The 12823-nt window shown below is 53.2% G+C and carries 10 protein-coding genes and 1 pseudogene; 10 read left to right on the top strand and 1 reads right to left on the bottom strand.

The window, feature by feature from the left end; genetic code table 11:
- From POTG_RS01345 to POTG_RS01355, 3 genes and pseudogenes are all read left to right on the top strand, one after another.
- Positions 1 to 529, top strand: a pseudogene (locus tag POTG_RS01345) (flagellar hook-length control protein FliK); the annotation flags it as partial.
- Complete coding sequence (locus POTG_RS01350) at positions 526 to 831, top strand: EscU/YscU/HrcU family type III secretion system export apparatus switch protein (protein WP_009222989.1); 306 nt, start codon at positions 526 to 528, stop codon at positions 829 to 831. The pseudogene POTG_RS01345 and the gene POTG_RS01350, both read left to right, overlap by 4 nt.
- Positions 824 to 1216 carry a YraN family protein gene (locus POTG_RS01355; protein WP_009222990.1) on the top strand — a complete coding sequence of 131 codons (393 nt, stop codon included), beginning with the start codon at positions 824 to 826 and terminating at the stop codon, positions 1214 to 1216. The genes POTG_RS01350 and POTG_RS01355 overlap by 8 nt, the downstream gene beginning before the upstream one ends.
- A gap of 7 nt (positions 1217 to 1223) precedes the next feature.
- Here the strand turns inward: POTG_RS01355 and POTG_RS01360 are convergent, their stop codons facing one another.
- Positions 1224 to 2843, bottom strand: a complete 1620-nt coding sequence (locus POTG_RS01360; RefSeq protein WP_009222991.1) for a YifB family Mg chelatase-like AAA ATPase — start codon at positions 2841 to 2843, stop codon at positions 1224 to 1226.
- 585 nt (positions 2844 to 3428) lie between these two features.
- On the opposite strand from POTG_RS01360, the gene sucC reads away from it, so the two are divergent.
- The 7 genes from sucC (at position 3429) to hslU (ending at position 12527) form a co-directional block, all read left to right on the top strand.
- Entirely contained in the window at positions 3429 to 4589 is a 1161-nt protein-coding gene (gene sucC / locus POTG_RS01365) for an ADP-forming succinate--CoA ligase subunit beta (RefSeq protein WP_009222992.1), read from the top strand.
- A 54-nt stretch (positions 4590 to 4643) separates the two neighbouring features.
- Positions 4644 to 5573, top strand: coding sequence for a succinate--CoA ligase subunit alpha (sucD, locus tag POTG_RS01370; protein WP_009222993.1), 930 nt, complete (start codon positions 4644 to 4646; stop codon positions 5571 to 5573).
- A 98-nt stretch (positions 5574 to 5671) separates the two neighbouring features.
- Positions 5672 to 6760: a DNA-processing protein DprA gene (gene dprA / locus POTG_RS01375; RefSeq protein ID WP_016312455.1), complete on the top strand. Its 1089-nt coding sequence runs from the start codon at positions 5672 to 5674 to the stop codon at positions 6758 to 6760.
- Positions 6761 to 6869: 109 nt separating this feature from the next.
- Positions 6870 to 8969 (top strand): type I DNA topoisomerase, encoded by a 2100-nt coding sequence (gene topA / locus POTG_RS01380; RefSeq protein WP_009222995.1) that lies wholly within the window; start codon positions 6870 to 6872, stop codon positions 8967 to 8969.
- Positions 8970 to 9036: 67 nt separating this feature from the next.
- Positions 9037 to 10359, top strand: a complete 1323-nt coding sequence (gene trmFO, locus POTG_RS01385) for an FADH(2)-oxidizing methylenetetrahydrofolate--tRNA-(uracil(54)-C(5))-methyltransferase TrmFO (protein ID WP_009222996.1) — start codon at positions 9037 to 9039, stop codon at positions 10357 to 10359.
- A gap of 186 nt (positions 10360 to 10545) precedes the next feature.
- Positions 10546 to 11088, top strand: a complete 543-nt coding sequence (gene hslV / locus POTG_RS01390) for an ATP-dependent protease subunit HslV (RefSeq protein WP_009222997.1) — start codon at positions 10546 to 10548, stop codon at positions 11086 to 11088.
- Positions 11089 to 11123: 35 nt separating this feature from the next.
- Positions 11124 to 12527 carry an ATP-dependent protease ATPase subunit HslU gene (gene hslU / locus POTG_RS01395; protein WP_009222998.1) on the top strand — a complete coding sequence of 468 codons (1404 nt, stop codon included), beginning with the start codon at positions 11124 to 11126 and terminating at the stop codon, positions 12525 to 12527.
- The last annotated feature ends 296 nt before the right edge of the window (positions 12528 to 12823 follow it).

Raw genomic sequence — 12823 nt, forward strand, 5'->3', positions numbered from 1 at the left:
CCTTCTCCTGCAGGTGATGGCCTCAGACGAGCTGCCCGCGCCGCTCCAGGAGGCGGCGCGCCAGCTCGTACAGCAGCTGACCGGGCAGCAGCTGCTGCTCAATACCGACCGGACCGCGCCGTTTGCGCAGGTGACGATGTTCCTGCCCTTGATCGGTCCGGACGGACGGCAAACCGCCGCCGTGCACATCGAGTCGCGGCGCGGACGCAAAGGCGAACTGGATCCGGCCAATTGCCGGTTATGGTTCGATTTGCAGATGAAGACGCTGGGGCAAATCATGGTCGACGTACAGGTCGCCGACAAGAAGGTGCTGCTCAAAATCTACAGCGAAAAGGAAACGACCGGAGCCTTTTTGGAATCCCGCCAGGAAGAAGTGAGTACGGCGTTGGAGAAGGCGGGCTATCGGCTCTTGTCGCTCAAGGCGGAGCCTTTGATCAAGCCGGAGGGGGAGGAAGGCAACGAAGCGGATTTCAGCCAGCCGATGTCTTATGCGCCTAGCGTATACAAAGGAGTGGATTACCGCGTATGAAGGAGAAACCGCAAGCGCCCAGCTTGGCTTTCAAAAAAGCAGTCGCCTTGAAATACGACCCCGGCCAGGGAGAGGCTCCGGTCGTTGTGGCCAAAGGCAAGGGCCTGATCGCTGACCGGATCCTTGACGCAGCGCTGGAGCACGGGATTCCAATCCAGGAGGACGCCGCATTGGTTGAGGTGTTGTCCAAGCTGGATTTGGATCAACAGATTCCTGCCGAACTGTATGACCTGGTTGCCGAAATTCTGACCTTTATTTATCGATCGGATAAAATGGTGGAAAGAGGGTTGTTCTTTGAGTAACCTTGGCATCAATGGGCGAAGAGGAGATGGCCGCAAAGAACGCGGCCGGAAAGCGGAACAGGCCGCTTGCGAGCATCTGATTTCACAGGGATACACGATTCTTGAGCGAAATTGGCGCTGCCGCAGCGGAGAACTCGACATCATTGCCAGGAAGCGAGACGTTCTCGTGAACGTAGAAGTCCGAAGCCGCAGCCAGCAGGCTGCGGCTTTCGGCACGCCGGCGGAATCGGTGAATGCCCGCAAAATCAAGCAGGTTCGTGATACAGCCGCGGTTTATTTGCATCGTACGGGTCAATCGGACGCCAACCTTCGCTTTGATGTAATTGCGGTGACGTTCGGCCGAGGCGATAATATCGCGCTGGAGCATATTCAAGCCGCTTTCTGATGGGGACTCATCCCGCAACTTCATGCCGCCGGTCCAGTTGCCGGTATTGGATCGCTTCTGCGACATGCTCGGCACGAATATGGACTTCTCCTTCCAGATCGGCAATCGTTCGGGACAGCTTGATGATCCGGTCATATGCCCGCATGCTCAGCCCCAGCGTGGCAAAACAATCCTGCAGCAGCTTGGCGGCATCACGGTCTAGCCGGGCAAATCGACGCAGCAGGCTGCCGGACAGCTCGCTGTTCCGGGAGATCCGGCAGCCACGATAGCGTTCCTGTTGAATCCGTTCGGCTGCCATCACCTGTTCCCGCATCGCTGCGGAATCCAGCGGCTGAGGATCGTCCTGCCAACGCTGCGGGCGAGGAACCTCCACCTGCATATCAATCCGGTCTAATAAGGGGCCGGATATTTTTTCGCGGTATTGAGCGATTCGCCAAGGCGAGCAGGTACAGGCGGGCAGCGGCGGCTCGGCACCGAAATAGCCACAAGGACACGGATTTAACGATCCCGCAAGCAGGAAATGAGCAGGGAACGTGAACGACGCCCGGGAACGGCTGATGGTGACGACGCGATCCTCCAGCGGTTGGCGCAGCACCTCCAGCACATTCCTCGAGAACTCCGGCAGTTCGTCAAGGAACAATACGCCGTGGTGGGCAAGGCTGACTTCCCCCGGCTTCGGGATTCCGCCCCCTCCAATCAGACCGCCGGCGGATATCGTATGGTGCGGCGAACGAAAAGGGCGGCGCTGAATCAGACCTTGTCCGGAGTCATTGAACTTGCCGGCAGAGCTGTAGATTTTCGTGACCTCTAGCGATTCTTCCAGCGTTAAGGGAGGCAGAATGGATGGCAGTCGTTGCACCAGCATTGTCTTGCCGGTACCGGGCGGCCCGATCAGCACGATGTTATGGAACCCGGCGGCAGCGATGACTAGCGCCCGTTTAATTTGCCGCTGACCGATCACGTCGCTGTAATCGAGCAGGGAAGGAAGCTCGGCCGTTGTCCCCGTGCCTTCCGGCTTTTTCTCAAGATGGTTTAAGGTTTGAAGGACAAGCGGAGCCTGCTCTTGATGCACCTGAATGGAGTGCAAAGGCAACGCAGCTGCCACCTCCGAGTCCTTCGCTTCGTGCGAGGGAGGGGCGAGTTCGCTCAAATGGCTGAGGGCATAAACTCGAATACCTCCAAGCAGCAGCGCTTCTTCGGCATTATTCTGCGGGAGCAGCACCGCCGTAAAGCCATCGCGCCGTGCCCGATCCACCATGGACAGAACGCCTGGTACAGGACGCAGCGTGCCGTCCAGCGACAGCTCTCCGATGATCAACAAGCGCTCCTCCGGCGGCAATCTCACCTGGTCACTAGCCGCCAATATTGCCAGCGCGATGGCCAGATCGAAGGCCGAGCCTTCCTTGCGCAGGTCAGCCGGCGCTAAATTAATCGTTACGCGCTGAAGCGGAAAGCGATAGCCGCAGTTTTTGATCGCTGCCCGGACCCGGTCAATCGCTTCGCGAACGGCCGAATCCGGCAAGCCGACGATGCTCGTTTGCGGAATGCCGCTGGACAAGTCAACCTCAACCTCGATGATCACGCCGTCAATGCCGTACAAGCACGCGCTGTGTAGTTTACCGTACATAACAAAAAAACACCTCATTCCTATCGATTTAAGCTTTGCTTGGGCAAAGCCTGGATTGGAAAAAGGTGCTTCCTTATTTTCCCGATTCATTTAGTTACACGTATTCTAGGACGAACGTTAACGATTGTCAAGTTGGCAAACCTACGCTGCTAAGGCGAAGCAGGGGAGGTATCAGAATGTGATTTCGGGAGGAAGCTGGCAAGCATTTTTCTCACAACCTAAGATATTTTCATAAATTGCTGAAATTCGTCGAAATCCATCTCATGATGAGATGCGTGTGGGCGCAGTGTCAATTTTGGGCTGAACAAATTGGCGCGAGTTTTTCCTGTCCCTGCAACTCCTTGAAACTTTGAAAGCGATTCATTGCACTTTGGCCATTCTCCCCTGCTGCGTCAATTATTCATCTCAACTTGAGATGAAAATGATATAAAAAAGTTGTGTATAAATGATGAACTTTTTGAGGAAAGCGTTTCAAAAAAGTGGTACAATAATCTGGGTTTCAGCTGATATTTTCGAGAAGGGGGACCACAAGCCGCAGGTTTTGGACCCTCTAAAATACCGCCTGTTGATAGGAGGATTTTACGCATGAATATCCATGAGTATCAAGGAAAAGAAGTCCTAAAGCAGTACGGTGTGGCCGTTCCTGAAGGACGCGTAGCGTTTACGGTCGAGGAAGCTGTGGAAGCGGCGAAAGCGCTGGGGACCCCGGTTGTCGTGGTCAAGGCGCAAATTCATGCCGGAGGCCGCGGTAAAGCCGGCGGCGTCAAAGTGGCCAAAAGCTTGGATGAGGTGAGAACCTATGCTCAGGAACTCCTCGGCAAGGTACTGGTCACCCATCAAACGGGACCAGAGGGGAAAGAGGTTAAACGCCTCTTAATCGAGCAAGGCTGCGATATCAAGAAGGAGTATTACGTTGGCGTTGTCGTGGACCGTGGTACAGGCCGCGTGACGATGATGGCCTCTGAGGAAGGCGGGACGGAAATTGAAGAAGTGGCTGCCGCAACTCCGGAGAAAATTTTCAAAGAAGTGATTGATCCGGCTGTTGGCTTGACGTCGTTCCAGGCCCGCAGATTGGCTTACTCCATTAATATTCCAAATGAACTAGTAGGCAAAGCCACGCAATTTATGATGGCTTTGTATGAAGCTTTTGTGGACAAAGATTGCTCCATCGCGGAGATTAATCCGCTTGTCGTCACTGGAGATGGCAACGTCCTGGCGCTGGATGCGAAGCTGAATTTCGATTCCAATGCGCTGTTCCGTCATAAGGACATTTTGGCGTTGCGTGATTTGGAAGAAGAGGACGAGAAGGAGATTGAAGCTTCGAAGTACGACCTCAGCTACATTGCGCTCGATGGTAACATCGGCTGTATGGTGAACGGGGCCGGTCTGGCGATGGCGACGATGGACATCATCAAATATTACGGCGGAGACCCGGCGAACTTCCTGGATGTTGGGGGAGGCGCAACGGCGGAGAAGGTCACGGAAGCCTTCAAAATTATTTTGTCGGACGCCAAGGTGAAAGGGATTTTCGTGAATATTTTCGGCGGCATCATGAAATGCGACGTGATTGCTTCGGGGATCGTGGAAGCCGCGAAGCAGGTCGGTTTGGACCGTCCGCTCGTTGTGCGCCTTGAGGGAACAAACGTTGATCTCGGCAAGCAAATTCTAGCTGAATCGGGGCTGGCAATCGTCTCGGCAGACTCGATGGCGGATGGCGCTCAGAAGATCGTTTCGCTCGTCTCGTAATTTAGAGTGGTACCTCACATTGCAATCACCTATCCATAAGGGGAGGCTCGAAATATGAGTATTTTGGTCGATAAGAATACGAAGGTCATCACCCAGGGAATCACCGGGAAAACCGCATTGTTCCATGCCAAAGGAGCGCTTGACTACGGCACGCAAATGGTTGGGGGAACGTCTCCGGGCAAAGGCGGCACGAAGGTAGATATTACCTTGGAGAGCGGCGAAACCGTCAGCCTGCCGGTGTTTAACACGGTTCGCGAAGCGAAGGAAGCGACGGGGGCTACCGCCAGCGTTATTTATGTACCGCCGGCATTTGCAGCCGATTCGATTCTGGAAGCCGTGGAAGCGGAATTGGATCTGGTCATCTGCATCACAGAGGGGATTCCGGTCCTCGATATGGTGAAGGTGAAACGTTATATGGAAGGGAAAAAGACCGTACTGATCGGTCCGAACTGCCCGGGCGTCATTACACCAGGCGAATGCAAAATCGGCATCATGCCGGGTTATATCCATTTGCCAGGTCATGTCGGCGTCGTATCGCGCAGCGGTACGTTGACGTATGAAGCGGTGCATCAATTGACAACTCGCGGCATCGGGCAATCTTCGGCGGTTGGCATCGGCGGCGATCCGGTGAAGGGCTCGGAGTTCATCGATATTTTGCGCCGGTTTAATGATGATGACAACACGCATGCCGTGATCATGATCGGGGAAATCGGCGGAACGGCCGAAGAAGAGGCAGCCGAATGGATCCAGAAAAATATGACGAAGCCTGTCGTTGGCTTTATCGGCGGTGTGACGGCTCCTCCAGGGAAACGGATGGGGCATGCCGGTGCGATTATTTCCGGCGGTAAAGGAACGGCGAAGGAAAAAATCGCTAAGCTGGAGTCCTGTGGCATAAAAGTAGCGCCTACGCCTTCGGAGATGGGCGCAACGCTGGTTAGTGTTCTGGAAGAACGCGGCCTTTTAGAATTGTGCACGACACGCTAAGCTATTTTTGATATAATCATACCCAAAGGTAAGCAACCTTCTTAGCCATAAACGGCTCGAGGAGGTTGCTTTTTTTATTTTTCAAGGAGGGATTAGATGTGGAGAAGAAATGGGTACTAGCGGGATTACATGAATTCCCCGGGGTAGGCTGGAAAACGTTGCAGCAAATCGTTGCATATGATGAGGACTGGGAGCATGCCATCGAGTTTACCGCAGCGGACTGGAGGGAGCGGGGACTGGGTCCAGAACTGTCACTTCGGCTGTCGGAGCGGTTCACTCGGGACTGGATTGAGGCCCAACTGGAACAGTACGACGGTAAAGGCATACAGGTAATTACAAGGCTGGATTTGGAGTATCCTATTTTAATGAAGGAGACCGCTCAGCCGCCATGGGTTTTGTATGCTCTAGGCGATACCAGGCTGCTGAACGGCCTCTCTGTCGCGATGGTCGGTACGCGGACGCCAACCGCCTATGGACGAAAGGTAGGAGCTGCCTTAGCCGGTGAGCTTTGCGCCCTTGGGATCACGATCGTGAGCGGGATGGCCCGCGGGATTGACGGAGTTTGCCATGAAGCGGCTTTGCAGGCAGGAGGAACAACCATAGCCGTATTAGGCACTGCGATCGACGTTGCTTATCCTCCGGAGCATGTCTCGATGTATCGCCGCATCGCCGAGCAAGGGCTTGTCATCTCGGAATATCCGATCGGTACACCTGGCCATCCCGGGATGTTCCCGCAGCGCAACCGGATCATCGCGGGAATTGCTCATGGTACGGTGGTTGTGGAGGCCGACGCCCGCAGCGGTTCCTTGATCACGGCCGATAAGGCGCTGGAGGAAAATCGCGACCTGTTTGCTGTCCCCGGGCCGATTACCTCGCCGAAAAGCCGGGGCACCTTGTGGCTTTTGAAGCAGGGAGCCAAAATCGTAACCGAAGCCAAGGATATTTGGGAGGATTACGAGGCCTTTTTACCTGCCGCGAAGGAGACGAAAAAGGAAGCGGTAACAGGAAACAAGTTGACAGATGAGGAGCGCCGCATATACCATATGTTGGAGCAGGGCATCACGAGTTTTGATGATCTGCTAGTGCAGACCGGGTGGGATTTTGGACTTTTACATTCAGTTCTGTTATCTTTAATCATGAAAAAAACGGCGGTTCAACTCCCCGGCTCCGTATACCAGCTAATATAGTCCATTCCTAACCGAGAGTGGCTTGAATATATGACTATATGAGTATTTTACCTGATTACAATGAACACCAGTTTTTGAGTTTCGTATTGTTTGAGAGGAGGACGAACCTGTGGCGGATTCACTCGTCATCGTGGAATCGCCTGCCAAGGCGAAAACGATTGGCAAATACTTAGGCAGCAAATACATCGTGAAAGCCTCAATGGGTCATGTTCGCGATTTGCCCAAGAGCCAAATTGGGGTTGAAGTAGAGAACGACTTCAGTCCGAAGTATATTACAATCCGTGGGAAGGGTTCTGTATTAAAAGAATTAAAGGATGCCAGCAAAAAAGTAAAAAAAATCTATCTGGCAGCCGACCCCGATCGCGAAGGAGAAGCGATTGCCTGGCATCTGGCCCATGCGCTGGACGTGGATGAAAAGGATACTTGCCGCGTCGTATTTAATGAAATTACGAAGCAAGCGGTTAGAGACGCCTTCAAAAACCCGCGCCCCATCAACATGGACCTGGTGAACGCGCAGCAAGCCAGACGGATTTTGGACCGGCTGGTTGGTTATAAAGTCAGCCCGCTGCTGTGGAAGAAGATCAAAAAGGGGTTGTCGTTTGGCCGCGTTCAATCCGTAGCGGTGAAAATCATTTTGGACCGGGAGAATGAAATCTCTGAATTTGTTCCGGAAGAATACTGGAGCATTACGGCGAAGCTGAAAACCGGAGGCTCTTCGTTCGAAGCGAAGTTTCACCAGTACCAAGGCGAGAAAATCGAGCTGAAAAACGAACAACAAGTTCAGGTAATTCTGAAATCGATCGAGAATGCCAAGTTCAGCGTGGTCGATGTGAAGGAGAAGGAACGTCTCCGCCATCCGGCCGCGCCGTTTACAACCAGCTCCCTACAGCAGGAGGCTGCGCGCAAGCTGAATTTCCGGGCAGCCAAAACGATGTCGATCGCCCAGCAGCTGTATGAGGGGGTTGACCTCGGCAAAGAAGGGACCGTCGGTCTGATCACTTACATGCGTACAGACTCGACGCGGATCGCCACTTCAGCCCAAGAGGAAGCAAAGCAATATATCCTGGAGAAATTCGGTGAAGCCTACGCCCCTGAAACGCCGCGTCAATATTCCAAGAAGGCCGCCAGCGCGCAGGACGCCCATGAAGCGATCCGTCCAACATCGGCGATGCGTGATCCGGAATCGGTGAAGGAGTTCACCACCCGGGATCAGTATCGGCTGTACAAATTGATTTGGGATCGTTTTATGGCCAGCCAAATGACTTCTGCCGTGCTGGACACGATGTCAGTGGATATTGCCGCTGGCGAAGCAACGTTCCGCGCGGTTGGGTCGAAGATCCGCTTCCCTGGCTTTATGAAGGTGTACGTGGAAGGCAACGATGATGGCAACGCCAATGAGGACGACAAGTTTTTGCCACCCCTGACGAAAGGGGAAGAGCTGGCGAAAGAGTCGATCGAACCGAAGCAGCATTTTACCCAACCCCCGCCTCGTTATACGGAGGCGCGTTTGGTTAAAACACTGGAGGAGCTCGGCATTGGACGCCCTAGTACGTACGCGCCAACCCTAGAAACCATTCAAAAACGCGGCTACGTGGCGATTGAGGACAAGAAGTTCGTCCCTACCGAGTTAGGCGAGCTTCTCATCGAACAGACGGAGCAATTCTTCCCGGAAATCCTCGATGTGGAGTTTACCGCCCATATGGAGGAGGACCTGGACCATGTTGAGGAAGGCTCCGAGGATTGGGTAAGGGTGCTGAGCGAGTTTTATAAATCGTTTGAGAAACGGCTTCGGGTTGCGGAAGAAGAAATGAAGGAAGTCGAAATCGAAGACGAGGTCTCCGACGAGATCTGTGAAAAATGCGGAAGACCGATGGTTTATAAATTGGGACGTTTCGGGAAGTTTCTGGCCTGCTCGGGGTTTCCGGAATGCCGGAATACGAAACCGATCGTCAAGGACATCGGCGTCACCTGTCCGAAATGTAAAGAAGGCCATGTGGTCGAGCGCCGGAGTAAAAAGGGACGGGTCTTCTATGGCTGCGACCGTTATCCGGAGTGTGACTTTGTTTCGTGGGATAAGCCTTCACCGAAGCCTTGTCCGAAATGCGGTTCGATGCTCGTAGAGAAGCGAAATAAGCAAGGCGGGAAGCTGCAATGTACCTCCTGCGACTACGTGGAAGCCATTGAAGATAACGACGATACAGATGATTAAGATGAGCCCGCGTTTGTGCGGGCTTTGAGACAGCTTAGAAATTCAGCATGAGATTTAGTAGGGGGACATGAACATGACGAATAAAGTAACGGTCATCGGCGCGGGATTGGCCGGCAGTGAAGCGGCATGGCAAATCGCGAGCCGCGGCATCCCCGTGGTGTTGTACGAAATGCGCCCGGTTGTGAAGACGCCGGCGCATCATACCGATAAATTTGCCGAGCTGGTCTGCAGTAACTCTTTGCGGGCCAATGGGTTAACGAACGCCGTTGGCGTTCTCAAAGAAGAAATGCGGATGCTGAACTCGCTGGTGCTTGGTGCGGCGGATCGCAATGCGGTGCCGGCCGGCGGCGCGCTGGCCGTTGACCGGGACGGTTTCTCTGGAGAGATTACCCGGACGCTGAGAGAGCACCCGTTGATCGAAGTCATTAATGAAGAAATCAAGGAGATCCCGCAGGACGGGATTGTCGTGATTGCCACCGGGCCACTGACGTCTCCTGCCCTTTCGGAGCAAATTAAGCGGTTGACCGGCGAGGACTATTTTTACTTTTACGATGCTGCCGCTCCGATTGTGGAGAAAGATTCGATTGATATGAGCAAAGTGTACCTGGCTTCCAGGTACGACAAAGGTGAAGCAGCCTACTTGAACTGCCCGATGACGGAGGAGGAGTTCGACGCTTTCTATGATGCGTTAATTCATGCGGAGGTAGCTCAGCTGAAAGACTTCGAGAAGGAGATTTACTTCGAAGGCTGTATGCCGATCGAGGTGATGATGCGGCGCGGCAAGCAGACGGCCCTGTTTGGGCCGATGAAGCCGGTTGGTCTCGTCAACCCGCACACCGGCAAGCTCCCGTATGCTGTGGTGCAGCTGCGTCAGGATAATGCAGCCGGCACGTTGTACAATTTGGTAGGCTTCCAGACCCATTTGAAATGGGGCGAGCAGAAGCGCGTCTTCTCGATGATTCCAGGTCTGGAGAATGCCGAGTTCGTCCGGTACGGCGTGATGCACCGTAACACCTTTATCAACTCGCCGAAGCTGCTCATGCCAACGTATCAGTTGAAGGCACGGCCGTCGCTCTTCTTCGCGGGTCAGATGACTGGTGTCGAAGGTTACGTCGAGTCCGCTGCTTCCGGTCTGATTGCGGGGATTAACGCAGCCCGAGCTGCCGCAGGCCAGGAGGGCATCGTCTTCCCTGCGGACACAACGCTGGGCAGTATGGCGCGTTACATCACCACCGCAGACTTCGAACACTTCCAGCCGATGAACGCCAACTTTGGCTTGTTTCCGAAGCTGGATACCCGCTACCGCAAAAAAGCAGAGAAAAACGAAGCGCTCGCGCAGCGCGCGCTGAATAGCTTGCGATCCTTTATGGCAGAAGAACGGTTGGGTTAATCCACCGTTTTTTTGCAATCTAGGGGGTAAACGGGTTATGCTGAAATCAAGGACGTTCATATGATAGAACTGGCCCATTATCATACGTAGTAAACGAACCCATTGCCTCAGTCCCTCCTGCGTAAATTCGAATTGATGAAAAACGTAAGGGCTGAGAACATACAAGAGAGGAAGGCGAACAAACACATGGAGCTATCTTTTCACGCTACAACGATTTGCGCTGTACGCCACAATGGCAAAGGCGCCATTGCCGGTGACGGGCAAGTCACGTTTGGGCAGAACGTCGTGATGAAGCAAACGGCCAAGAAAGTCCGCCGGTTGTACCGCGGTCAAGTGGTTGCAGGTTTTGCCGGTTCGGTCGCCGATGCCATCACGTTATTTGAGAAATTTGAGGGGAAACTGGAAGAGCATTCGGGGAACCTGCAGCGGGCAGCGGTTGAACTGGCCAAAGATTGGCGCCAGGACCGCGTGTTGCGCAAGCTGGAGGCTTTGATGATCGTCATGGACAAAACCGGGATGCTGCTGATTTCCGGCGGCGGGGAAATTATTGAACCGGATGATGATGTGCTGGCGATCGGGTCAGGGGGGAACTTTGCTCTGTCGGCTGCGCGGGCTCTCAAACGCCATGCCACAGGGTTGGAGGCGAAGGATATCGCCCGCGAATCCTTGCAGATCGCTTCGGAAATCTGCGTATATACGAACAACAACATTATTGTTGAGGAGCTTTGAGTATCGTTGATACTATCGTGTCAGGGGGACGAATCATGACCGAAAAAAATTTAACGCCAAGACAAATCGTAGCCGAACTGGATAAATACATCGTAGGACAGAAACAAGCGAAAAAATCGGTTGCTGTCGCGTTGCGGAACCGTTACCGGCGCAGCTTGCTCCCGGAGGAGGTTCAGGATGAAATTGTACCTAAAAACATCCTGATGATCGGACCGACCGGGGTGGGGAAGACGGAAATTGCCCGCCGTCTCGCCAAGCTGGTTGGTGCTCCCTTTGTTAAAGTGGAAGCAACGAAGTTCACTGAGGTTGGTTATGTAGGTCGAGACGTCGAGTCGATGGTGCGCGATCTCATCGAAACGGCGATCCGGACAGTAAAGCTTGAGCGTACCGAGAAGGTGAAAGATAAAGCGGAAGGGCTTGCGAACGAGCGCCTGGTTCAGATCCTGGTTCCTTCAGAAAATAAAACAAAAGGCGTTCGCAATCCGTTCGAGATGTTGTTTGGGGGCGGTAACGGGGCGAACACCTCCGCTCAGGAGGAGCCGGAGGAAGACAGCACGCTGGCCGAACGCCGACGTCAGGTGCGCTTCAAATTGTTGTCCGGTCAGATGGAGAACGATATCGTGGAAGTTGAAGTTGAAGACAACACGCCAACGATGATGGATATGTTTGCCGGCCAAGGCAACGACCAGCTTGGCATGAACATGCAGGAAATGTTTGGCAATCTCCTGCCGAAACGCACCAAGAAGCGGAAGCTGACCGTCAAGGAAGCCCGCAAAGTGCTGACGCAGGAGGAAGCGGCGAAGCTGATCGACCAAGACGATTTGATTCAGGAAGCAATCACGCGGGCAGAGCAATCCGGGATCATCTTTATCGACGAAATCGATAAAGTTGCCAGCCGGGGACAGGGCTCGGGTCCCGACGTATCCCGTGAGGGCGTACAGCGCGATATTTTGCCGATCGTGGAAGGCTCGACGGTGATGACCAAATACGGTCCGATCAAAACAGATTATATTTTGTTTATTGCGGCAGGAGCTTTCCATATTGCCAAGCCATCTGACTTAATTCCTGAGCTTCAAGGGCGGTTCCCGATCCGGGTTGAGCTCGACAGCTTAACGCTGGAGGACTTTGTGTCGATCTTAACGGAACCGGAGAACGCCTTGACGAAACAGTATATTGAATTGCTGCGAACGGAGGATCTGGAAATCGAGTTCTCGGACGCAGCGATCCATGAAATCGCCCGTATTGCGGCCATGGTGAATGCGAATACCGAAAACATCGGTGCCAGACGGCTGCACACCATCCTGGAGAAGCTCCTGGAGGATCTGTCCTTTGAAGCGCCGGAGCTGACGCTGGATAAAATGGTCATCACTCCGGAATACGTGCGGGAGAAATTAGGAAATATTGCCCAGGATCGAGACCTCAGTCAATTTATTTTGTAGAAAGATTCATGAACGTGGGGTTAGGGCCTTGTTTTTCAAGGACCTAATCCGTTTTTCACAATTTTGACGAAAATTAGGCCACTTTGCCGTAATGGCGGGTGGTCTTTCTTATTGGATTTTGTTGGATAATGGCGATGATTATGTAAAAATTTCATTTTTGACCAAAAAACGAGATAAAGTATCGAAAGATAGGGCTTTTTTCTTATTGTAAATATGTCGAATCTCCATGAAACTTAGGATATATGACATTATTAAACAAATTTCATGTTAGGACGTTAGAAAGACAAAAAGAAAGA

It is taken from the genome of Paenibacillus sp. oral taxon 786 str. D14, assembly GCF_000159955.1.
Lineage (GTDB): Bacteria > Bacillota > Bacilli > Paenibacillales > Paenibacillaceae > Fontibacillus > Fontibacillus phoenicis.

Excerpts from the sequence above, each read along its gene's own strand:
- POTG_RS01350 (WP_009222989.1), top strand. The coding sequence starts at position 526 with ATGAAGGAGAAACCGCAAGCGCCCAGCTTGGCTTTCAAAAAAGCAGTC.
- POTG_RS01360 (WP_009222991.1), bottom strand. The coding sequence starts at position 2,843 with ATGTACGGTAAACTACACAGCGCGTGCTTGTACGGCATTGACGGCGTG.
- sucC (WP_009222992.1), top strand. The coding sequence starts at position 3,429 with ATGAATATCCATGAGTATCAAGGAAAAGAAGTCCTAAAGCAGTACGGT.
- sucD (WP_009222993.1), top strand. The coding sequence starts at position 4,644 with ATGAGTATTTTGGTCGATAAGAATACGAAGGTCATCACCCAGGGAATC.
- trmFO (WP_009222996.1), top strand. The coding sequence starts at position 9,037 with ATGAACATGACGAATAAAGTAACGGTCATCGGCGCGGGATTGGCCGGC.
- hslV (WP_009222997.1), top strand. The coding sequence starts at position 10,546 with ATGGAGCTATCTTTTCACGCTACAACGATTTGCGCTGTACGCCACAAT.
- hslU (WP_009222998.1), top strand. The coding sequence starts at position 11,124 with ATGACCGAAAAAAATTTAACGCCAAGACAAATCGTAGCCGAACTGGAT.